Origin of the sequence: Streptomyces sp. NPDC048192 (assembly GCF_043202415.1) — a bacterium.
In the GTDB taxonomy this organism is placed as follows: domain Bacteria; phylum Actinomycetota; class Actinomycetes; order Streptomycetales; family Streptomycetaceae; genus Streptomyces.
Map to the genome: position 1 here is coordinate 181,661 of NZ_JBIDAL010000018.1, position 22,027 is coordinate 203,687.

At 71.0% G+C, this 22,027-nt stretch carries 19 protein-coding genes; 10 read left to right on the forward strand and 9 right to left on the reverse strand.

Features of this window, described 5'->3' with window-relative positions; genetic code table 11:
- Window positions 1–48 precede the first annotated feature (48 nt).
- Both ACGFZN_RS32775 and ACGFZN_RS32780 read left to right on the forward strand, forming a co-directional pair.
- Window positions 49–363, forward strand: coding sequence for a hypothetical protein (locus ACGFZN_RS32775; protein WP_393862092.1), 315 nt, complete (start codon window positions 49–51; stop codon window positions 361–363).
- Between the two features lie 120 nt (window positions 364–483).
- Window positions 484–813 carry a nuclear transport factor 2 family protein gene (locus ACGFZN_RS32780; protein ID WP_393862093.1) on the forward strand — a complete coding sequence of 110 codons (330 nt, stop codon included), beginning with the start codon at window positions 484–486 and terminating at the stop codon, window positions 811–813.
- Between the two features lie 3 nt (window positions 814–816).
- On the opposite strand, the gene ACGFZN_RS32785 is transcribed toward ACGFZN_RS32780, so the two are convergent.
- From ACGFZN_RS32785 to ACGFZN_RS32795, 3 genes are all read right to left on the reverse strand, one after another.
- Window positions 817–1,851: a DMT family transporter gene (locus ACGFZN_RS32785; protein WP_393862094.1), complete on the reverse strand. Its 1,035-nt coding sequence runs from the start codon at window positions 1,849–1,851 to the stop codon at window positions 817–819.
- 136 nt (window positions 1,852–1,987) lie between these two features.
- Entirely contained in the window at window positions 1,988–3,817 is a 1,830-nt protein-coding gene (locus ACGFZN_RS32790) for an FAD-dependent oxidoreductase (protein ID WP_393862095.1), read from the reverse strand.
- A gap of 17 nt (window positions 3,818–3,834) precedes the next feature.
- Window positions 3,835–5,763 (reverse strand): maleylacetate reductase and hydroxyquinol 1,2-dioxygenase domain-containing protein, encoded by a 1,929-nt coding sequence (locus ACGFZN_RS32795; RefSeq protein WP_393862096.1) that lies wholly within the window; start codon window positions 5,761–5,763, stop codon window positions 3,835–3,837.
- A 546-nt stretch (window positions 5,764–6,309) separates the two neighbouring features.
- Between ACGFZN_RS32795 and ACGFZN_RS32800 the strand changes: the two genes are divergently transcribed.
- The 4 genes from ACGFZN_RS32800 to ACGFZN_RS32815 all read left to right on the forward strand — a co-directional run bounded on the left by ACGFZN_RS32800 (window position 6,310) and on the right by ACGFZN_RS32815 (window position 11,344).
- Window positions 6,310–6,576 (forward strand): hypothetical protein, encoded by a 267-nt coding sequence (locus ACGFZN_RS32800; protein ID WP_393862097.1) that lies wholly within the window; start codon window positions 6,310–6,312, stop codon window positions 6,574–6,576.
- Between the two features lie 85 nt (window positions 6,577–6,661).
- On the forward strand, window positions 6,662–7,936 hold the full coding sequence (locus tag ACGFZN_RS32805; protein ID WP_393862098.1) for an MFS transporter: 1,275 nt from the start codon (window positions 6,662–6,664) through the stop codon (window positions 7,934–7,936).
- A 302-nt stretch (window positions 7,937–8,238) separates the two neighbouring features.
- Window positions 8,239–8,709, forward strand: coding sequence for a hypothetical protein (locus tag ACGFZN_RS32810; RefSeq protein WP_393862099.1), 471 nt, complete (start codon window positions 8,239–8,241; stop codon window positions 8,707–8,709).
- A gap of 1,525 nt (window positions 8,710–10,234) precedes the next feature.
- A complete protein-coding gene (locus ACGFZN_RS32815) occupies window positions 10,235–11,344 on the forward strand; it encodes an aliphatic sulfonate ABC transporter substrate-binding protein (RefSeq protein ID WP_393862100.1) in 1,110 nt (369 codons plus the stop codon).
- A gap of 211 nt (window positions 11,345–11,555) precedes the next feature.
- On the opposite strand, the gene ACGFZN_RS32820 is transcribed toward ACGFZN_RS32815, so the two are convergent.
- The 6 genes from ACGFZN_RS32820 to ACGFZN_RS32845 all read right to left on the reverse strand — a co-directional run bounded on the left by ACGFZN_RS32820 (window position 11,556) and on the right by ACGFZN_RS32845 (window position 17,244).
- Complete coding sequence (locus ACGFZN_RS32820; protein WP_393862101.1) at window positions 11,556–12,014, reverse strand: RrF2 family transcriptional regulator; 459 nt, start codon at window positions 12,012–12,014, stop codon at window positions 11,556–11,558.
- 48 nt (window positions 12,015–12,062) lie between these two features.
- Window positions 12,063–13,289, reverse strand: a complete 1,227-nt coding sequence (locus ACGFZN_RS32825; protein ID WP_393862102.1) for an acyl-CoA dehydrogenase family protein — start codon at window positions 13,287–13,289, stop codon at window positions 12,063–12,065.
- Window positions 13,290–13,628: 339 nt separating this feature from the next.
- Entirely contained in the window at window positions 13,629–14,684 is a 1,056-nt protein-coding gene (locus tag ACGFZN_RS32830; protein ID WP_393862103.1) for an aliphatic sulfonate ABC transporter substrate-binding protein, read from the reverse strand.
- 45 nt (window positions 14,685–14,729) lie between these two features.
- Window positions 14,730–15,461: an ABC transporter ATP-binding protein gene (locus ACGFZN_RS32835; RefSeq protein ID WP_393862104.1), complete on the reverse strand. Its 732-nt coding sequence runs from the start codon at window positions 15,459–15,461 to the stop codon at window positions 14,730–14,732.
- A complete protein-coding gene (locus tag ACGFZN_RS32840; RefSeq protein WP_393862105.1) occupies window positions 15,458–16,351 on the reverse strand; it encodes an ABC transporter permease in 894 nt (297 codons plus the stop codon). The genes ACGFZN_RS32835 and ACGFZN_RS32840 overlap by 4 nt, the downstream gene beginning before the upstream one ends.
- On the reverse strand, window positions 16,348–17,244 hold the full coding sequence (locus ACGFZN_RS32845) for a TauD/TfdA dioxygenase family protein (protein ID WP_393862106.1): 897 nt from the start codon (window positions 17,242–17,244) through the stop codon (window positions 16,348–16,350). Before ACGFZN_RS32845 ends, ACGFZN_RS32840 begins: the two co-directional genes overlap by 4 nt.
- An 838-nt stretch (window positions 17,245–18,082) precedes the next feature.
- On the opposite strand from ACGFZN_RS32845, the gene ACGFZN_RS32850 reads away from it, so the two are divergent.
- The 4 genes from ACGFZN_RS32850 to ACGFZN_RS32865 all read left to right on the forward strand — a co-directional run bounded on the left by ACGFZN_RS32850 (window position 18,083) and on the right by ACGFZN_RS32865 (window position 21,868).
- Window positions 18,083–19,189, forward strand: a complete 1,107-nt coding sequence (locus ACGFZN_RS32850) for an LLM class flavin-dependent oxidoreductase (RefSeq protein ID WP_393862107.1) — start codon at window positions 18,083–18,085, stop codon at window positions 19,187–19,189.
- The gene (locus ACGFZN_RS32855) at window positions 19,186–20,586 is read left to right on the forward strand and encodes an NtaA/DmoA family FMN-dependent monooxygenase (protein ID WP_393862108.1); all 1,401 of its coding nucleotides are present in this window, start codon (window positions 19,186–19,188) and stop codon (window positions 20,584–20,586) included. Before ACGFZN_RS32850 ends, ACGFZN_RS32855 begins: the two co-directional genes overlap by 4 nt.
- A gap of 251 nt (window positions 20,587–20,837) precedes the next feature.
- Complete coding sequence (locus ACGFZN_RS32860; protein WP_393862109.1) at window positions 20,838–21,659, forward strand: DUF1684 domain-containing protein; 822 nt, start codon at window positions 20,838–20,840, stop codon at window positions 21,657–21,659.
- Window positions 21,660–21,751: 92 nt separating this feature from the next.
- Window positions 21,752–21,868, forward strand: a complete 117-nt coding sequence (locus ACGFZN_RS32865) for a putative leader peptide (protein WP_393862110.1) — start codon at window positions 21,752–21,754, stop codon at window positions 21,866–21,868.
- Window positions 21,869–22,027 lie beyond the last annotated feature (159 nt).

Genomic DNA, 22,027 nt, shown 5'->3' on the forward strand with positions numbered 1-22,027 from the left:
AGGAGGGGCGGTCCCTGCTGGACGAAGTGCCGCCTCAGTTACGCGGAGATGTTCCGGCAGATCGCCGCAGCGTCCGGGAACGACAGCATCGTCTTCCCGTACGAGGTCTTCAAGGCCGGCTTCATGCAGGACGCCGACGAGAGCACCCAGCGCCTCGTCCATGGGCTTCTGGTGCCGCACCCCCTGCGCTACTTCACCGAGACGGTCACCCCCGTGGACCCCGCGGCGCTCGGCATCCCCGCCTCGTACGTCATCGGCAGTGAGGACCTGGCTCTGCCGCCGGAGGAGTACGGATGGACACCCCGCTTCCCGGCGGCGGCTCGGCCCCGGTACGCCCGTCATCGAGTTCGCCGGCAGTCATGAAGCCCAGTTCACGCGACCCGACGAGCTGACCGCCGCGCTCCTCAAGGCATAGGGTCCCAGCCGCTCACAACTCCGCGAGAAGAGTCCCTCTCGACCGCCACCTCACCCCAAGGAGACACCGTGCCCACCGCCGACCTCCCGGCCGCCGTCCGCGCCTTCGTCGACGCCACCAACCGCGCCGACAGCGAGGCCTTCGCCGCTGCCTTCACCGAGGACGCCCACCTGTACGACTACGGGCGCGACTTCCACGGCCGCGACGGCGTGCTCGACTGGAACCGCACCGACAACATCGGCGTCCAGGCCCGCTTCGAAGTGATCGACGCGACCGCCGGACCGGAGGAGGGCAGCTACGTCGTCACGCTCAAGGTCACCAGCGACCGGTACAACGGAACCGGTCCGATGACCTTCCGCCTGCGCGACGGCCTGATCGCCGACCTGCGCATCGGCTGACGGTCAGGCGGCCGCCCGGCCCGGCGGCGTGGCGGACTCCGCACGGTCCTGCGGCGTGGCGGACTCTGTCCGGTACTGCGGCGCCGCGGCCCCCGTCCGAGGCTGCGGTGCCGTCGTGCCGTCCCGGTCGTCCCGTACGGCTGCGCCGTCGTCCCTGCCCCGCCGCGGTGCCTCCGCCTCGGCGTTCAGACAGCCCGCGAGGCAGCGCGTCCGGGCGAGGGCGAACACACCGGAGGTGAGCAGGGCGAAGCCGAGCAGCGCCGGTAGGAGCCATGGTCCCGTCCGGGGCTGCTCGCCGTAGAGCGTCATCCCCAGCACCACTCCGGCGGCCGCGTCGGTGAGGACCAGCGCCGGCTGGGAGGCGATGAGCGGGCCGGCCTGCATGGCCGTGCCCAGCAGGAAGAGGGACGTACCGCCGATCACGGCGAAGCCGTACGTCTGCCAGGACAGGAGGAACGCGCCGAGCCCCTGGTCCTCCAGGACGCCCATGGCCGACTTCATCAGTGCCGCGGCGAGCGCGTTGCCGAGGGCCGCGCCGACGGCGAGGCCGGCCGCTCGTGCCGGGCCGAAGGGGTGGCGCAGGGCGGCCAGCACCAGGGCGGCGCCCAGGGCGCCGGTGATGGCGAGGGCCGGCGCCCACCACAGGGCCGGTACCCGGTCCCGTCCGCCGGACGGGGCGAGGGAGAGCAGGAAGACGGCGAGTCCCACGGCGATCAACGCCACCGACGCCCATGAAGCGCGGGAGCGGCGCACATGGAAGGCCATCCCGCCGATCACGAGGGCCAGCGGCAGTTCCAGGACGAAGACCGGCTGGACGACGGCGAGCGAGCCGGAACCCAGGGCGGCGGCCTGCAGGACCGCCGACAGGGTCACGCCGACGATGCCCGCGAGCCATACGGGGGTGCGCAGCAGGTCCGCCAGCAGTCCCAGGCGCAAGGAGGTCGACGCGGGCACGGTCAGGGCCGCCCGCCGTTGCAGCACCGTCCCCAGCGCGTTGCTGGTGGCCGCGAGGACGGCCAGGACGACGGAAAGGGCCATGCCCGCAGCTCTCCTTTCCTCCTGGGACCGGGTCACGTGCCGTACGGCGACAACCGACGCCGCCGGCGTTGCATTCCCCGAGGCAGCCGAAGCCACGTGCGGATTACGACGCCGGGGGCGCCGTGGCCGTCCCCGGCTACGGGACCACGGTGCACCCTCCGTCCACCTGCACCCTGTCGTCGGACTCGGGCGGGGCCTCGCGCGCCAGGACGTGACGGAGCGCGCCGAGCAGTTCCTCGTACGCCGCCTCGTCGGACTCTGCGGCGGTGGCGCGGCGCCAGGCGATGTGTCCGTCCGGGCGTACCAGCAGCACGCCGTCCTCGGCGATCTCGCGGACGCGGCTCCACTCGCCGTAGGCGTCCCGGTGGTCCTCGTCGCCGATCCGCACCACGCGCAGGGGGACGCCGAGGGTGTCCGCGCAGGTCCCTGCGGCGCCGTGCCAGACGCCGCCGGACAGGCCGGTGAGCACGGTGAGAAGACCGTGGCCGACGGTGTCGAGCGTGGAGACGCGTTCGCCCTGCGCGTCGACGAGCCACGCGTGCGGCAGTTTGGCACCCGGGCGGGTCGTCGGCCGGTGCACCAGCTCGCGGTCGGCCTCCCACACTTCGGCGGGACTGCCATCGGGCAGCACCGCGGAGGAAGCGTAGCGCTGGTTCATCTCCACGCCGTGCGCGTTGAACTCGTAGTTCTTCAGCTGGACGGCCTCTTCCAGCAGGCGCCGCTTCCTGGCGCCCTCGGGTGTGCGGGCGCGTATCGCCGCGATGCCGTCGGCGATGGCCTGCGCGTCGCTGCCGCCGCCGACGCCGAGCACCTCGAAGATCGGCCCGAACTGGTCGCGGCTGAGGTTGGCCCGCTCGACGATCTGCCGTCCGACGGGGGCGCGTTCGGCAGTGTACGTGTCGAGCAGCGCGGGACCGGCCTCACCGCGGATCACCATGGCCAGTTTCCAGGCGAGGTTGTACGCGTCCTGGACGGAGGTGTTGGAACCGAGCCCGTTGGACGGCGGATGACGGTGCACGGCGTCGCCGGCGCAGAAGACGCGGCCGCGGGAGTACTCCTCGGCGTAGGCGTGGTTGACGGTCCACAGCGAGGTCGAGGTGATCTCCACCGGCAGGCCGCGGTCGCCGACCAGGTCGCGCACGATCTTCCGCGCGCTGTCCTCGTCGACCTGCGGCGGCGGTTGCTCGATGTCGTAACCCCACACCAGCAGCCACTCGTTCCAGGGGCGGACCATCCGGACCAGTCCCATGCCGATACCGCCCGTGTCCGCGCCGGGCTGGAGTACCCAGTACAGGACGCTCGGCCGGTGGGCGCAGTACCGGGTGAGGTCGGCCTTGAAGACGATGTTCATGCTGCCGGCCTTGGCCATGCGGCCCGCGAAGGGCAGGCCCAGCTGCTCGGCGACGGCGCTGCGTCCGCCGTCGGCGCCGATCAGGTAGCGGGCTCGTACGGTGAACTCGTCGCCGCGGACGCGGTCGCGCAGCAGTGCGGTGACGCCGTCGCCGTCCTGGTCGAAGCGGAGGAACTCGGTGTCGAAGCGCACCTTGGCCCCGCGGGCCGCCGCGTTGCCGACGAGGACGGGTTCCAGATAGGTCTGCGGCAGGTCGATCATCTGGCAGGGGCTCTTGGCGGCGTACTCGGTGGCCGTCGCGGGGCCGGTGCCCCAGCTGCGGATGCGGCCGACCTCCTCGCCGGTGAGGGCCGTGCACAGCACCGTGTCGCCCATGAGGTGCGAGGGGCTGCCGAAGGCCAGCGCCTCGGCCTCGACGCCGAGATCGCGCAGCACCTCCATGGTGCGCTGGTTGGTGATGTGGGCCCGCGGTGTGTTGGCGAGCCAGCCGTACTTCGTCACCAGCAGGGTGCGGATGCCGTAGGTGGCCAGCAGCAGGGCGGCGGAGCCGCCTGCGGGGCCGCTGCCGACGACGAGGACGTCGGTGTCGTGGTCGTGCGGGTCGGGGGCCGTCATGGGTGGGCGCTCCTCGGTCATCCGGCCAGGGGGGCGAGGCGGAAGGTGTAGTCGAGCCGGCGCCACTCGCCGTCGACCCGGCGGCCGTCGGGGGTGGGCCCGGACTGCGGGGTGAATCCGACGACGAGTGCGTCCTTGACCCCGAAGACGGTGTCGCTGTCGAGGTACGCCCCGCCGGCCACGAACAGCTGGGTGACCAGCCGGCGGTGGCCGGGCGCGTCGAACATGAAGTGCAGGTGGGGCGCCCGGTAGGGGTGGCGTCCGACCGCGTCGAGCATCTGCCCGACCGGACCGTCGGCGGGGATCGGATAGTGCGCGGGCAGGATGGACCAGAAGGTGATCCGGCCGTCGCCGCCGCTGCGGAGCCGGGCGCGCAGCACCGGCCCGTCCAGGTCGGGGAGCTGGACGTCGTAGAAGCCGTCCTCGTTGGACTGCCACACGTCCACCACCGCGTCCTTCAGCGGCCGGGCGTCGGTGTCGGTGACACGCACGTCCACCCACAGCGGCGTGCCGTGCAGTCCGCCGGAGATGTCGCTGCCGAGGGGCGTCTCGGGCGGGCCCGCCACGTAGAAGGGGCCGAGCACCGCGGAGGGCGTGGTGTGGGGTGTGCGCGAGTTGGTGAGCAGGTCGACGGCGCTGGAGATGCCGAGCGTGTCCGACAGCAGCACGAACTCCTGCCGGGTCGGGGTGCAGATCTGTCCGGTGCGGGTGAGGAAGTCGATGGCGTACTGCCATTCGGCGTCGGTGACGTCGTTGGCCGCGACGAAGGCATGCAGGCGGCGGACGAGGTCGCTCATCAGCGTGCGGACCCGGGGGTCGGGGGTCCGCGCGAAGCTGGCCACCACTTCCTCGGTGAGCCGGGCGAGCGCGGCCTCCGTGGAGGGCGGCCCCTCGGGACGGCTGCCGCGCCAGGCGCCGGCCAGCAGTCCGGCGATGCCGTCGGCGGTCAGCTCGCGCGGATTCGGGTACGGCGTGGCGACGGCCAGGTCGGCAGCGCGGGCCAGGTCGGACTCCGCCATGCCGAGATCGCGCAGCGAGGTGGGGCCTGCGAGGGACACGATCAGGTCGTACATGCCGCTCGGGGCGTCGGGTACGCCCAGGGCCTCGGCGATACGGCGCATGGTCTCGGGCGCGGCGGGCGCGTTGTAGGCCATGGCGTGCGGCAGGACGACGGTGTGCGTCTCGGCGTGCGGCAGGCCGAAGCTGCCGCCGAGGGTGTGGCACAGCTTGTGGTGCAGGCCCATGCCGACGGTGGCGAGGCAGGTCCCGGCGAGCCAGGCCGCGTACAGCAGGTCGCTCCGGGCCTCCGGGTCGGCGGGATCGGCGGCCAGCCGGGGCAGCGCCCGCCCGATGCGGGCGATCGCGTCGAGGGCCTGCTGATCGGTCACCGGGTCGGCGTCGGGCGCGTAGAGGGCCTCGACGGCGTGGGCGAGGGCGTTGATCCCGCTCGTGACCGTCAGGGGCAGCGGCAGGCTGAGGGTGAGGTCGACGTCGTAGACGACGGTCTCGGGCAGGATCGCCGGGGACGACCGGGTGGTCTTGCGCCCGTCGCGGGTCTCGCCCAGCACGGGGGTCACCTCGGAGCCGGCGTAGGTGGTCGGAAGGATCACCTGGGGCAGGTCGGTGCGTACGGCCAGCGCCTTGGACAGGCCGGTCGTCGAGCCACCGCCGACGGCCACGATCACGTCGGCCGACACCTCGGTGAGCACGTCGAGCGCCCGTGCGGTCACCTCGACGGGGGTGTGCATGGCGGCGCCGTCGAACTCCGCGACGACCAGGTCCCCGAGCACCTCGCGGACCCGCGCGGCGATGCCGGCCAAGGACGGGCCGGCCAGCAGCAGCACACGGGAGCAGCCGAGCCGCTCGACCTCCTCGGCGACCCGGCCGACCGTGCCGGCCCCGAACACCACCCGCGAGGGGCGGGATGTATAGACGAACGTCCGCATTGCGCTCTGCCTCCGCGTGTCATCCGGATTCGTGTACGTCGGTCGGTCGGTCCGTCGCCGGCGTCACCGAGTATGCAGGGGAGGCGGGTTGACGTCCTGCACGATTCACGCGTGGGCTGCACGAAACGCGCGTGGTGTCGTGGGGGTCGGCGGTCTCGGGGGGCGTGGTGGTCTCGGGGGCGTGGTGGCCTCGGGGGGGGCGTGGCGGTGGTGAGGACGGTCTCGGCGGGGCGTCGCGGGCGCGGCTTGGACGGCGTCGCGTGCGCGGCGTGGACGGCGTCGCGTGCGGCCGGCCGTCTGGCGCAGAGGCGCCACTCGAGGCACCGGGTCGGTGCGGTGCCCGGCACCTCCCGGAACAGCCGCGTGCGATGGCGCTGTGCTGACGAGTTCGCTCGCGATCTTCCAGCGGGTGGTTGCTCGTGCGACGACCGGATTCGAGTGGTTCATGGCCGGACCGAGGCGGCGCCGGGGCCCGTGTGGTCGGCACCGTGGAGTACGGACGCACGGTCCACTCGCAGCACATCGCATTCGGAAAGCGCGGGCATCATGGCCGACACCATCGCAGGGGTGGGACTACCCGATACCTCGGTCGTCGCGGAGGTCACGGAATTCCTCAGAGAGAGGACGAATCCCCTGATCTTCCACCACTCGCGCCGGGTGTTTCTCTCCGGCTCCCTCCACGCGCGCACGTTCAAGGACCGCCCGGACACCGCCTACGGGACCCTCAACGCGGACATCCTCCAACACTTCGTCCCCGGGTTCCGGCGCGGGTCCACGGTGGAGCGCGTCCTCGGCGCCCCCTGGCCGCGGTGACCCGGTGGAAGCCAGGACCGGTCCGATGTTCTCGTCGCGTTCTCGCCGTACGCCTCCTCGTCTGAGCCGACGCGCAGCATTCGGCGTGCTCACGGTCACCACGGTCGTGCTGATGGCAGCCGCGAGCGCGCCCTCCCCTATCTACCCCCTGTACAGGCGACGCTGGGACTTCTCGGTCACCCTGCTGACGGTCGTCTTCGCGGTGTACGTGGTGGGACTCCTCGGAGCGCTCCTGCTCCTGGGACCGGTGAGCGACCGCCTGGGTCGCCGTCCCGTGCTGCTCGCCGCGCTGCTGCTGGCCACGGCCAGCACCGCGATCTTCTGGACGGCCGGCGGTGTGCTGTCGCTGGTCGTCGCACGGACCGTGCAGGGTCTCGCCACCGGAACCGCCGTCGGAGCACTGGCCGCAGGGCTGGTGGACCTCTCGCCGTCGCAACGCCCGCACGCGGGGACCACGGTGACGGCGGTCGGGACGAGCGTGGGCCTGGCTGCCAGCGCCGCGGTGGTGGGGTTGCTGGTCGAATCGGTGGCCCACCCGGACACGTGCGTCTTCCCCGTCCTCACCTGCGTCTTCCTGCTCCTCACGGTGGCGGTGTGGTACATCCCCGAGACCGCGGCACCGGCGCCGGACGCACCGCCAAGGTTCCGCCCGAGCGTGCGGGTCCCGCCCGGCTCCCGGCACCGGTTCCTGGCCGCCGTACCCGCGCTGGTGGCGGGTTGGTCCGTCACGGGCCTGTTCCTCGCCCTCACCCCGTCCGTGGTCACCGGTGTGCTCCACGTTCGCCGGGGCGCCGCGGGCGGCATGGACATCGCCGCGCTGTTCCTGGCCGGCGGCCTGGGCGGTATGTGGTCAGCCCGGCACACGGTGCGGCGGGCCACGCTGCTGGGCGGGGCCCTCCTCACCCTCGGATCGGCCGGGCTCGCCGTGGCCATCACGCTGCCGTCCCCGTACGTCTACGCCTGCGGGGCCGTCGTGGCGGGCCTCGGCGTCGGCCTGACGTACAACGGCAACCTCCGCGCCATCGGCGAGGTCACCACCGCGCAGTCACGCTCCGGCGTGTTCTCGGCCGTGTACGTCGTGAGCTATGCGGCCCTGAGTCTTCCCGCCCTCGCGGCCGGCTTCCTCACACCGGTCTGGGGCTTGCGGACCACCAGCCTCGTTTATGTCGCGTTCGTCGGGTCGCTGTCACTGATCACGCTGGTCCACGCGGCCGGATCACCTGCCGGTGGCCACGTCCATCGCGGTACCTCGACTGTCCCCACCGGCCGTACCGCTGCGACGAAAAGGACGAAGAGAGCCGACGTGTGTCACTCGCCCTCGGGCGGAGACGGCCCCACGTCCGGGTCTCGCGGCCACTGAATCCGCCTCGGAATGGAACGCTCGTGCAAGCCCTCGCTGTCCGCGAGCCCGAGGCCGGGATCACGGGGCTGACCCTCGAGGACCTCCCCCACCCTCACGCCGCCCACCAGGAGAACTCTGGTCCCGGGGCGATCGAGCGCTTCCTGCGAAGTGCAGGCAGAAACCAGCGGGTTTGAGCGATCTGGACGGTGCTCCGGCGAGAACCCGCTGGGGGTGTGGTGGTCCTGGGAGGGAGTACCACGCGGGTTCGCGTTCGTCGTCTGGGACAAGATGGGGGCCTCCGATCTGGAGGGGGCGTTGGGATGGGTTACGACCTGCAAGCAGTGATCGCTGACGGGGAGGCGCTGCGGGGTGTGGCGCGGAACCTGCCTGCCGCTCGGCTGGCGTCGATCGGACACGGGCTGTCGATGATGCCGATGACGGACGCCCTGTTCGATTCCGTCGCAGACGGCAGCGGCATAGGCGCGTTGGGGTTCTGGCGGTTGCCAGGAGGATTCGAGAAGACCCTCGCTGCCTGGTCAGTCGGTGGGCCGGTGGCCTACGTGGAAGCCGAGTACTTCGGCGGCGTGGGCGAGCAGCGGGCTGCCGTGTGGGATGGCGGCACCATCGTGCTGGGCCCGCTTCACGTGGAGGAGGGCCGGCCCTTCCCGCCAGCCGGCAGTCCGATCTCTCAAGCGCTGCGGCGGTTGGGCGTACTGGCAATCGCCGGCGAGGACGAGTTCTCAGCTGTCGGGTTGGGCCGGCATCGACACGGCGAGGCGTGGATTGACTGACGCGCATCTTCCGGATTGCCGCACTCACGGGCAAGTTCCCGGCTCAGCTCGCGGAAGCTGCCCGTGAGCGCGAGAATCTCGTACGCTCGCTGATTCGCCCGGTGCAGGGTGCTCACCTGCGTACTTGCACGGATGCGACCGCAGTACGTCTCAAGGAACCCGCGTGAACTCCAGTTGCGGTTACCCACACCTGAACTAGGCTGCCGCGCGTGGCCCGACGCGTCCTTTCCTCATAACCGGCTCATCGGAGAATTCCAGGAGTTGCAACACGGACGCCCTGACGGCCCTGCGCTCCGTGAATCCGTACGTGACCAAGCTTCTCCGGACGAGGAGAAACTCGTGGGCTGCCTCCGTTCAGGATCACCGCTCGCAGTCAGCGGCACACCGGTCCACGACGTCCTGAGCAGCGGCAAGGAGCTCATCGGCGCGTTGGAACTGCACACCATGGCGAGTGGTTCTGATACTCAGACCTCCCCCACTACGTCGAGCGCTACCACGTCCCGGTGGACCAGGCATTCGTCGACCGCGCACGCACGCATCACTGGGCTGCGCCCGACCTCTCCGCCGAGACCTCGTCCGGATCGGAGACACGTTGGACGCACTGTTCGATGCCGAGTAAGCGGCAACAGACGACGTGACGTGTCAGGCACCTGAGGTGTCTTGTTCGGCGCCCGGTTGGAGCGGCCGTCGCGGCCACGGCCGTCGTAGCGGACCTGGCTGATGCGGACCGTCGCAGGCTCCCGATAGCCGGGGTGGTGGTCGGCCGGCGCAGCGGGCAGCGCGACCGTGCACACGTCCTGGACAGTGGCTGCGCCGCCGAACGAACTCGCACGCCACCGCGGCGCAGCCCTGCGACAGGCAGCGTGTGATCTCTGCCCACCAGGACCGCGCCCAGTGTGCACGTCCTGTCCACGCTCGCTCGCGACCGCCGGCCGCGCCGCGGGGCCACAAGGCGTTCGTGATCCTCAACGGCACCCTTCCGGGTATCGACCGGATCACCGCCGACCGACTGGGCCGACAAGGAGTGCCAGGGTGCCGGCGGACTGTCCTCGTGTCCTTCCGGGGACGCTGGGAGAAGTTGGCCGAGGGACAGCGAGCCGTGTGCGACGTGCTGGATCGCAGGTGCAGGCCGCGCATCGCCGGATCCTACGGTGGAACGATGCCCTTGCGCCGCCCCTCGGGCCACACCGAATCGCTCATGACGAGCGGCGACGTCATACGCCCAGGAACTCGGCCCGCCCGAAGGGATCCCAATTATTGAGATAGCCATGTCCGTCATGTGAACGGCCTCTTGGGGTCGGTATCACCTTCTGCCACGATCCCTAGCAGCCAGGTAGGAAAACTAGGAATCAGGGGGTGGCGATGGGAGCGCTCAGCTGCGCGGACCCGGTGCTGCCCGTGCTGACCTCCCGTCGTCATGTCGACTTCGGCCGTACGTCCAGTGCCATCTGTCGGCCGGTCTGAGACCTCAGCACGCCGTTCCACACCTCCTTGATCACCACTCCTTCCCTGAGAGGACACCTCCGTGTCTGCCGAAAGACCGCGCACCGCCCTGCGCACCCTCGCCGTCATGGCCGCGCTCCCCCTCCTGCTCACCGCATGCGGCTACGGCTCCAAGTCCACCGACGACGACGGCAAGCAGACCGCGGCCGCGGCGGGCGCCAAGAAGCTCTCCGTCGACGAAGTGAAGATCGGCTACTTCCCGAACCTGACCCACGCCACCGCTCTCGTGGGTGTGCAGGAGGGCCTGTTCCAGAAGGAGCTCGGCGGCACCACGATCAAGGCCGCGACCTTCAACGCCGGCCCCTCCGAGATCGAGGCCCTCAACTCCGGCTCCATCGACATCGGCTGGATCGGCCCCTCCCCCGCCATCAACGGCTACACCAAGTCGAACGGCAAGAACCTCCGGATCATCGGCGGTTCCGCTTCCGGCGGCGTGAAGCTCGTCGTCAACCCGAAGAAGATCAAGTCCCTGAAGGACGTCAAGGGCAAGAAGATCGCCACGCCGCAGCTCGGCAACACCCAGGACGTGGCCTTCCTCAACTGGGTCGCCGACCAGGGCTGGAAGGTCGACGCGCAGAGCGGCAAGGGCGACGTCACGGTCGTCCGCTCCGACAACAAGATCACCCCGGACGCCTACGCCTCCGGTTCCATCGACGGCGCCTGGGTGCCGGAGCCGACCGCGTCCAAGCTGGTCGCCGAGGGCGCCAAGGTGCTGCTGGACGAGTCGTCGCTGTGGCCGGACAAGAAGTTCGTGATCACGAACATCATCGTGCGGCAGGACTTCCTCAAGCAGCACCCGGACGTCGTCGAGGCCGTGCTGCGCGGCTCGGTGAAGACCAATGCGTGGATCAACGCCAACCCGGACAAGGCGAAGGCCTCCGCCAACGCGGCGCTGGAGAAGCTGTCCGGCAAGGCGCTTCCCGCCGCCGTCATCGACCCGGCCTGGAAGTCGATCACCTTCCTCGACGACCCGCTGGCCTCCACCCTCAACACCGAGGCGGAGCACGCGGTCAAGGCCGGCCTGCTGGACAAGCCCGATCTGAAGGGCATCTACGACCTCACACTCCTCAACAAGATCCTCAAGGCCGAGGGCAAGAGCGAGGTCGACGACGCCGGTCTCGGCGCAGAGTAAGCATCAATCAGGCCCGCTGACCGATGAGTTCCCAGGGGGTGACGACCATGACCACCGCGATCACCGTGAGTGCCGGCGACGCCGCGGCGGTGACGTGTGCCGCTCACCCCCTGGGGGCCTCCGGCTGCGGTGAGTCCACCCTGCTCAAGAAGGGGTGGGCGTTCTCCTGGCGGTCTTCCTGCTCCTGCTCGTCGGCATCACCGGACGCCCGTCAGGGGTTGGTCCAGGCCTCCGGGTCCTCCGCGAGGCTCACGACGTCCTCGGGCAGCTTGGCCGCGGCCACATGGGCCAGGGTGACCTCGCCGAGGATCTTGCGGACGTTGGCGCGTACGGCGATCCACAGCGGCAGCAGCGACTCCGCGGGGCCGCAGTACGAGAGCTCGGGCGGCCGCACCCCCCGCACCGAGACCAGGGGACCGTCCGCCACGCGGATCACGTCCGCGATGGCGATGGAGTCCGCCGGGCGGGCCAGCCGGTAGCCGCCCTTGCCGCCCCGCTGACTGACCACGAGACCGCCCCGGCGCAGGTCACCGAGGATGCCTTCCAGGAACTTGTGCGGGATGCCCTGCGCCGAGGCGATCGCCTCCGCCTTGAGTGAGGTTTCGTCTCCTGCCGCGGCCAGTTCCAGCGCCGCCCGCACCGCATAGTCCGCCCGCGCCGAGATCCGCATGCCCCGATTATCCATCACCGCCGTGTCCGCCCGTCACCGGCTGCGCCGTCAGGCAGGAAGGGTGAACGGCGGGTGCGCGCCGTTCAGGAAGTAGTCCCCGGCCTCGCGCAGCCGGTGGGCGACCGGCTCACGCAGGGTGTGCGTCCGGGCATTGCGCCAGAAGCGGTCGAAGCCGTGCCGCGCCGAGGCGGCGTCGGTGCCGATCACGTCCAGGACTCGGGTGGTGATCTCCTGTACCGCCCGGGAAGCGGTGGCCTCGGCCGCGCCCGCGAGTACGGTGATCTCCGCGCACTCCTCGTCGCCGACGCCCTCGCCCTGTGCAAGGCCGTGCACCAGGGCGTCCACCGCCTGGTCGGCGAGGGCGGACGCGGCACGTGCGACGACGGCGAGCTCGCCGTACGTGGTGAGGGCGTACGGATCCTGCGGCGGGCTGTCGGGCCAGGGCTGGGGCGAGAGGGGCTGCCAGGGGGCCCTGAGGATCCTGGCGTAGTCGCGGACCTCGGCCAGGAGTCCCTCGGCCACACCGAGGCAGAACTGGACGGAGACCAGGCGCGCGGTCGGTGCGGCCAGAGAGGCGAAGGGTGACAGTACGCCCTCGTCGGGCGAGAGGGAGCCCAGCACGTCGTCGGCCCCTACCGGTACGGAGTCGAACTCCACGCCGCCACCGGCCGCCAGCCGCTGGCCGAAGGTGTCCCCGCCACTGCCGGTCTCGACGCCCTGGCGGGCCGGGTCGACCAGGACGGCCAACGGCTCACCGGTGCCGTACCTGGCTGCTCGGACCACCAGTCGGTCGGCGACCCCCACCCCGGTGGCACACCTCTGGTAGCCGTTCAGCAGCCAGCCGCCGTCCGATGTGGGGGTCAGGATGAGCGGTGGCTCCTGGGATCCGATGCCGCCTCCCCAGCACCACTGCCCCGCCGCCGAGTCCCGCTCGATTCCGGCGGCACGGTCGGGATCGGCGAAGAAGCGGGGGCTGAAGGAGAGCAAGTAGTGGTTGCCCAGGAGGTGGCCGATGGCCCCGTCGGCCGCGGCGACCGTCCGGGTGACCGCGAAGCCCGTGCGCCAGCCGGCGCCCCCTCCCCCGTGCACGGCCGGCGCCAGCAGCGTCAACAGCCCCGACTCTCGCAGCTGTGCGACCTCGTCGAGCGGCGCTTTGCCGCCCTGTTCACGTTCGACCGCGTCCGCGGCGAGGTCATCGGCCACCTCACGGGCTATGTGCAGCCATTCGGCCTGCCCGGCCCCCGTGTCGGTCACCTCGTCCGCCGTCACCGTCATACCCGTGCCCGCTTCAGGCCAGTGCGGCTGTCGGCGCAGCCGAGTGCTGTGGTCATGGCGTCTTCCTCCAAGGGGCCGAGGTCGACGCGGCGCCCGGCGGGGCCTTGCGGGAGCAAAGCGGTACGCGGAGACGCGTCGGCTTCAACATCCTCACCCTCCCCTTCGACCACCGTCAACACTTCCCTAGTAATTCGATAGGAAAACTAGGGATACTTGCGCGCTCCGGCTGATTCACGTCCCCCGATGGCGAGTTCACGACGGTATGCGCCGGTCGCACTCGGCGCTCTCGGCACCCTGGCAGAAGCCGTTGGTGACTGGCCGGAGGCCGCCGGCTCGCGTTCATGAGGTCACCTTCAGCCTGGAGCTGTCGTAGCCGGCGGGGAGCAGATTGTCGGTGAGCGACTTGACGTCCACCTTCTTGGTGATCTGACCCGCCTCCAGGAAGGCGTCGGCGAGCTGCTGCTCCAGCTCGATGTCCGACTGCCGCACCGGAGTCACCCGGTTCGAGTAGGCGGCCAGGGAAGCCTTGGCGTCGGACAGCGGGACACCCTGCTCCTGCGAGAGGGCTTGAGCGTACTTGTCGGGGTTCTTGACCGCCCAGGCGAACTCGCGCGAGAGCCGCTTCAGGGCGTCCGTGAGCGCGGCACGCTTGGTCCTGTCGTTCAGCGATTCCTCGGTTGCCACGTAGTAGCTGCTGGTCTGGTCGATCGGCGGCAGGCCCTTCACCAGGATTCGCGCGCCGTTCTTGACCGCGATGGCCGACTGCGGGTTCCAGATCGACCAGGCGTCCACCTTGCCCGTGTTGAACGCCGTGGCACCGGCCGCCGGGTCGAGGAAGACCAGCTTCACGTCCTTCGGGGTGAGACCGACGCTCTTCAGCGCGTTCAGGGCCAGACCGTGCGCCGAACTGCCCTGGGGGACGGCGATCTTCTTGCCCCTGAGATCCGCGGCCGTCTTCAGCTTCGAGCCCTTGGGCACGATGATGTTCTCCAGCGCCTGGTCGGGCGTGAGCGAGCGGTTCACGGCGACGACCTTGAAGCCGTACTCCTTCGCGGCGCCGGTGATCGGCGGTACGTCACCGACGCTGCCGAGGTCGATGTCGCCCGAGGCGGCGGCCTGTACGAGCGGCGGACCGTAGGTGAAGCGGGCGAACTTCACCTTGTAGGGCGCGCTGTCGAACACGCCGGTCAGCTTCGCCAGGGCCTGGCTGCCGTCACCGCCGTTGTCACCGATGGTGAAGGTGTACTTGCTCCACTCAGGGTGCTTGGCGTCGCTGGCGTCGGCGGCGTTGCTCAGCGGCGCGGCGGTGTCCGACGACGATCCGCAGGCGGCGAGGGTGCCTGCCAGGGCGAGCGTGCCGACGGCTCCGATGAGCCTCGTTGTTGTCTTTCGCATGGGTTGCCGTGCCTTCTGTGTGCCGGATGAGGGGGTTCGGGGAGATCAGTGCCGGCCGGCGAGGCCGAGGTCTTCCAGGAGTCGGGCGCGGAGTTCCTCGCGTGCGACGCTCGCCTCGCGGTCCGCCGCGGAGAGGCTCACCTCGTGCGAGGCGCCGATGCGTCCGTTGCTCATGACGACGATGCGGTCCGCGAGCGCCATCGCCTCGTCGATGTCGTGGGTGACGAGCAGCATGGCTGCGTGGTGCCTGCTGCGCAGGGCGCGTACGAGGTCGTGCATGCGCAGCCGTGTGATGGCGTCGAGGGCCGCGAACGGCTCGTCGAGCAGCACGAGTTCGGGCTCGGAGACCAGCGCTCGGGCCAGCGACACCCGCTGGGCCTCGCCGCCGGAGAGCTCCTTGGGCCAGGCCTTCTCACGGCCCGCGAGTCCGACCTCGGCGAGCACGTCGCGGGCCCGCTGGTCCGCGCCCGGCCCGTGCAGGCCGAGCGTGACGTTGCGCAGGACCCGCTGCCAGGGCAGCAGCCGGTCGGCCTGGAAGACGATCGCACGCCGTGCCGGGACCTCCACGCGCCCCGCGTCGGGCCGGTCGAGTCCGGCGAGCAGACGCAGCAGGGTGCTCTTGCCGCAGCCGGAGGGGCCGAGCAGGATCACCAGTTCCCCGTCGGCGATGGAAAGGTCGAGGTGGTCGAGCACCACCCGGTCGCCGAACCGACGGACCACCTGCTCGGCGACGGCCCCGGTCTGCGGGCGGGACTCCGTTGCGATCGTGCTGCTCATGACGCCTCATAACTGGGCCGCCACCGCAGCAGCACCCGCTCGAGAGCCCGGACGAACTGGTCGGCGAGCAGACCGAGGAGCGAGTAGATCACCAGCCCCACGAAGACCTGGTTGGTCTGGAGGTATGTCTGCCCCTGAGTGATGAGGAAGCCGAGTCCCTTGTCCGCGTTCACCGTTTCCGCGGCGACGAGGCCCAGGACGCTGTAGGCGAGGGAGAACCGGAGTCCGACGAGGAAGCCCGGCAGGGAGCCGGGCACCAGCACGCGGGTCACCAGACGCCAGGTGCCCGCGCCGGTCGTGCGCGCCATCTCGATCAGCCGCTGGTCGACTCCCCGGATGGCGGCGAACAGGTTGAGATACATCGGGACACCCGCGCCGAAGGAGATCAGCAGCACCTTCGTCAGCTCGTCGATGCCGAACCACACGATCATCAACGGCAGCACGGCGAGCAGGGGAATCGTGTTGAGCACCTGCACGACCCCGTTGAACAGGTGCTCGCCGCTGCGCAGCAGCCCGCCGAGCACACCGGTGACGACGCCCACCGTCAGACCGATCGCGAGCCCGATGCCGGCGCGCTGCAACGAGATCGCCAGGTCGGGGCCGAGGACGCCCTGCTGCCACAGATCGACGGCGGATTTCACGATCGACGTCGGCGCCGGAGCGTACGTCTTCGACACCACGCCGGCCCGGGCGAGGATCTCCCAGGCGACGAGGATCGCGACCGGAGTCGTGTAGATGCCCAGCGGCCAGCGCAGGCGCTCGCGCAGTGCGCTGAGCGGTGTCCGGCGGCGGGCGTCGCGCGGCAGGAACACCTCCCGCTCCCCCGCGCTCGTCGTCCCGGCGCCCGAACGCTCGGTGACGGCCGGTACCTTGAGGCCGAGCTCGGTCATGCCGCCACCGCCGGCACGCTGCTGTAGTGCGAGGCGTCGCCGACGAGCTGTTCGCTGCGGCGGCCGTCGACACCGGTCGGCACCTCTCCCGCGACCGTCACCCGGTTGAGGCGGCGCGGGTGGTCGTCGTAGTTGTCCACCCCGTAGTGCTGGGTGATCCGGTTGTCGAAGATCAGCAGCTGGTTCGGGGACCAGGTCCAGCGCAGGATGTTCTCGGGGCGAGTCACGTACGACTGCAGGATGCGCAGCAGATCCGCCGAGTCTCCGGCCGACAGGCCCACGATCCGCTTGGCGAACCCGCCGATGAACAGGCCGCGTTCACCCGTCAGCGGGTGCACCCGTACGACCGGGTGCTCAGCCTCGTACGGCGTCGAGACGAAGATGCGGTCGTACTCCTGCCGCTGTGCGGTCGTGGCCGCGGGGCGCGCGTAGTCGTACTGGTTGGTGTGCACGACGCGCAGCGTGTCCGCGAGGGCGCGCAGCGGTTCGGGCAGGTCCCGGTAGGCCGCGGCCGCGTTGGCGATGAGCGTCTCACCGCCGTAGGGCGTGGTCACGATGGACCGCAGGGTGGTGAGCTGGGGCGGGTTGACCACGAAGGTGACATCCGTATGCCATTCGTCGGCCTTGGACGTCTCGCTGTCGACGGCGAGCACGTTCGTCGTGCCGTCGGCAGGCGGCACATTCGGATGCGCGGTCGTCAGCTCGCCGAACCACCGGGCCACGCGCTCCTGGCCGGCGTTGTCGAGACGCACGTCGTCGAACACGATCGCCTTGTGCTCGTTGAGTGCGTCACGCAGCGCCGTGACCGTCGAGGAGTCGGGCGACGCCGTCAGGTCGACGCCCTCGACCACGGCGCCGATGCGGCTGGTGAGCTTGCGGATGGAGACAGGCATAAGGGTCCCTCCGGGCAGGTGGGCACTCGAACTGGTAATGGAAGAACGGGAGTTGTACGAAGCGTCTAGTAGTGCGCAGGCCTGATGGACCGACCTCAGGACACCGGAGTGGCCGGACCGACCAGGCCGGAAAGAGCGATGCGTGATCGCAGCACCGCTACCACTGCGTACTCAGCGACCACGCCGGCGTGCGCCGACGCGCTCCCGGCTCACGCAGGAAGGAGAGGAGACGGAGCGGCCCAAAAGACGGATACGACGACCGTGCGAGGATGAATCGCAGTGCGGGCAGCTCGCCACCGCCTCGGTCCCGGATGCGCCGACTGCGCACACCGGGTGCCGGCGAAAGCCACGTGTCGGGTCAGTGACAACAAAACGCGCTGGAGACGTGCGCCAGATCGATGTGGCGCCGCCGAGTCAGGTCCACGCGCGGGTTCATGGGACGGGAGTTCAGCAGACGCCCACCACGTTGGTCAATGCCTTCCCAGACAGGTCTTGCATGGCGGACACCCCGGTCGGATGTGTCGACGCGGCGGCTCGCCCAGGCGTCCCAGCCCCTGCCCCACCTTGACACTGTCGGGGGCGAACCACGTACGTTGAAAGGGAAAGTTGCTGAGGGGGGAGGCTGTGATGCACGTACAGGGCGTGGCACCGCGCGGTGCGTGCACTGGTGCGCGGCTGATCACCCGGCGGCATGTCGACTACTGCCGCACCTCCTCCGCCGTCTGTCCTTCCGTACACGTCTGACCCCTGCCGGCCGTCCCGCCGGCCGTCTCGTCGTGGCCCCGTGACCTCGTCGCCCCGTGGCCGCGAGTCGTCGTGCTTCCCGGAAGGAACCCCCATGTCCGGCCCTGCCCTGCACCTCGCCGTCGAGATCGACGGCGACGGCGCACACCCCGCGGCCTGGCGCCGCGCCGCCCACTCCCCCGACCAGCTGCTCACCCCGCGCCACGTGGCCCGGGTCGCCGCCATCGCCGAGAACGCCGGTTTCACCCTGATCACGCTGGACGACGGCGTGCTGCCGCCCGGCGCCGCACCGGATCCGGTGGGTCGTATCGGCGCGGTCGAGCGGGCGGCCTTCGTCGCGGCGTCCACCAGCACCATCGGGATCGCGCCCGTCGTCCCGGTGACGTACGCCGAGCCCTTCCATGTCTCCGGTCAGTTGGCCTCCCTGGACCACATCTCCGCCGGTCGCGCCGGGTGGGTGGTGACGGAGGAGGAGCATCCGGAGGCCGCGCGCGCCTGGGGGCGGCCCCTGGTCTCCGGCGCCGACGCACGTGCCCGGGAGTCACGGGACGGGGTGGAGGTGGCCCGCGCGCTGTGGGACTCGTGGGAGGACGACGCGGTCATCCGGTCCGTGGCCACCAGCCGCTACCTCGACCGCGAGCGGCTCCACTACATCGACTTCACCGGCGACACGTATGCCGTCAAGGGCCCGGCGATCGTGCCGCGCCCGCCGCAGGGCCAGCTCGTCGTGCTGGGCCGGCCGGACCGGGTTCCGCCCGCGCAGCTCGACGTCGCCCTCGTCGAAGGGCGCGACCTCGCGTCGGTCGCCGCGGCCGCCGCCGGAGCCGGTACGCCCCGCGTCTTCGCCGAGGTCGAGGTGGCGCTGGACACCCCCGAGGCCACGGCCGCCGAGCGCGTCGCCGACCTGGAACGGCACGCGCCGTGGGCTGACCGGGGAAGACTGCGACACCTCGGCCGCGCAGACCAACTGGTCGCATTTCTCCAGGAGTTGCACCGTCACGTCGACGGCGTACGGCTGCATCCGCTGGTACTGGACGAGGATCTGCCCGTCCTCTCCCGCCTCGTCCTGCCAGCCCTGTCCGAGCAGCGCCTCCTCGCGCGCCCGCTGCCCGGTACGTCCCTGCGCTCGGCCCTCGGTCTCGAGCGCCCCGCCAACCGGTTCGCCGCCGCTGCCCTGGCCGCTCAGGAGGGCTCCCGATGACCCGCACCGATCCTCTCGACGTCCCCCGGCCGCACGCCCGGCTCCACTTCGGGGTGTTCTTCCAGGGTGTCAACCACTGGACCATCTGGTCCGCCCCCGGCAGCGGCTCCCAGATCGACCCCGCCTCCTTCCGCCGAGTCGCCCAGACCGCCGAACGCGGCCTGTTCGACGCCTTCTTCCTCGGAGAGGGGCTGCGGCTGCGGGAGGTCGACGGCAGGATCCACGATCTCGACGTGGCCGGACGGCCGGACGCCATCACCCAGCTCGCCGCGCTGGCCGCCGTCACCCGCCGCATCGGCCTGGTCTCCACCTCCAACTCCACCTTCAACGAACCCGCCGATCTGGCCCGCCGCCTGTCCGGACTCGACCTCCTCTCCGAAGGCCGCGCCGGCTGGAACGTCGTGACCACGGACAACGCCTGGACAGGCGCCAACTTCCGCCGCGGCGGCTACCTCGACCACGCCGACCGCTACCGGCGCGCCGAGGAGTTCCTCACCGTGGCCCGCGCCCTCTGGGACGGCTGGGAGGACGGCGCCGTCGCCGACTCCGCCGGCGCGCCCGCCTGGTCGAGGCCCGGGGCCGTACACCGAGTGCGCCACAAGGGACCGCAGTTCGATGTCGACCTCGCCCCGACCCTGCCGCGCAGCGCCCAGGGTCACCCCGTGATCTTCCAGGCCGGTGACTCCGGCGAGGGACGGGACTTCGCCGCCCGCAACGCGGACGTCATCTTCTCCGCGCACGGCAGCGACTTCGACGACGCGCTGGCCTTCGCCGACGACATCCGGCGCCGGCTGCGCGCGTCCGGCCGGCCGGACGACGACCTGCGGATCCTGCCCGGCACCGAGATCATCCTCGGCGCCACGGAGGAGGAGGCCCAGGAGAAGAAGCACTGGATCCGGCTGCAACAGGTGACCCCGGCCACGGCGTTGGGCATCGCGGGGCTGCTGTGGGGCATCGACCTGTCCGACCGCGACGCCGACGGGCCGCTGCCGAAGGAGGATCCGGTCGTCGCCGAGAACGACGGCTCCTTCGGCGCCCGGCGCATCGCCGACCCGCGCTCGGTCGTGGCCGAATGGCGGGCGAAGGCGGAGGCCCACGGCTGGTCGCTGCGCGAGACCGTCATCGCACTGGGCCCGCAGCGCGGGCATGTCGGGACTCCTTCCGGCCTGGCCGACAAGTTCGCCCACTTCGTCCGGCACGGCGCGATCGACGGCTTCAACGTCACGCCGTACCTCATCCCCGACGGCCTCGACGACATCGTCGACCTCCTCGTCCCGGAACTGCAGGAACGCGGGATCTACCGCACCGAGTACACCGGCACCACCCTGCGCGAGCACCTCGGTCTGCGCGAACCCCTCACCCACCGGGCGGCGCCGGACCGACGACAGGCCGGCTGAGCACCCCCGCCGGGGCCGGTACACATGACTGACAAGAAGCCGTCACACACGGACCGGAATGCGGGTCCTACCGGCGCCCGTTGTGACTGACATGGCTGCTGGAGCAGTGCTCGACGCGCCCGACACGCCGAGCGAGGTCGCAGCCGCCGCACGACTGGCTTAGAAGGACGCGGAGTTCGGTCTCACGTCGGCACCTTCGCCATCCCCGCCCACACCCCCCTCCTGCGCCCCGACTCGAAGGAGATGCCCCCATGACCATCGAGGCCACCACGACAGACCACCACTTCACGGAGGCCTGGCTGGAGTGGTACCGGGCCCAGGAGGCCCGGCTCGCCGCCCCGCACGGCTTCCTGGCCATCACCGGTCTGCACTGGCTCGACGACCGTCCGCAGCGGTTCCCGGACGCGCCCGGTGCGTGGCGCACCGGCCCGGACGGGGTCGTCGTAGACCTCGACGAGGGCGAGGAGCTGGTCGTCGACGGAACGCCGGTGCGCGGTGAACACCGCTTCGGGGTGCTGCCCGAGCGCGGCGGCGTCGACGCCGTCTGGGGAGACGCCGTCATCGAGGTCGCCAAGCGCGGCGGCCAGGACATCGTGCGCCCCCGGCACCCGGACGCGCCGTTGCGCACCGCCTTCAGCGGGACACCCGCCTACGAGCCCGATCCGCGCTGGGCCGTGACGGGCCGGTACGTCCCCTTCGACACACCACGGCCGACCACCGTGGGCGCCGCGGTCGAGGGCCTTGAGCATGTGTACGACGCTCCGGGCAGGGTCGAGTTCGAGCTGGCCGGGCGTCAGCTGTCGCTGACCGCGTTCCCCGGCCAGGGTCCGGGTCACCTGATGGTGCTGTTCACCGACGCGACCTCCGGGGTCACCACCTACGCCGCCAACCGGGCCCTGTCCCTCGAACCGCCCGCCGCGGACGGCACGGTCGTCCTGGACTTCAATCGCGCCGCGAACCTCCCCTGCGCGTACACGGACCTGGCCACCTGCCCGCTGCCTCCGGCCGAGAACCGGCTTCCGGTGGCGATCGAGGCGGGTCAGAAGATCCCCCGGGAGCGCGGCGGGTCCTGAGCCGCACTCGGTCCTGCGCCCCCTGGATCACCGACGATCTCCGCAAGCGCGTGGTGGACCCGTGACCGGGGCCGAAGACGAGGAGGACCGGCATGCGGCACGGTGGTGACGTCAGCGCCCGCCTCGCCGGCGCCACCGTGTTCTCCCGGTTCTCGCGTCGGCGCCACATCGACCTCAAGCGTTCGACCAGCTGTCTCTGTCAGGCCTGACGGGCCTTCCCATCGCTGGTCGCGGTCCGGCACCGGTCGTCGCCGTACCCGTCCGCGCCTGATCCCCCGTTACCTTCTTCATGGCCTCGCAAGGAGGCTCCCGGCCTTCGGCCCCGGTATGACTTGAGCCCCCAGTCGAGATGATCGAAAAGGTGGTGT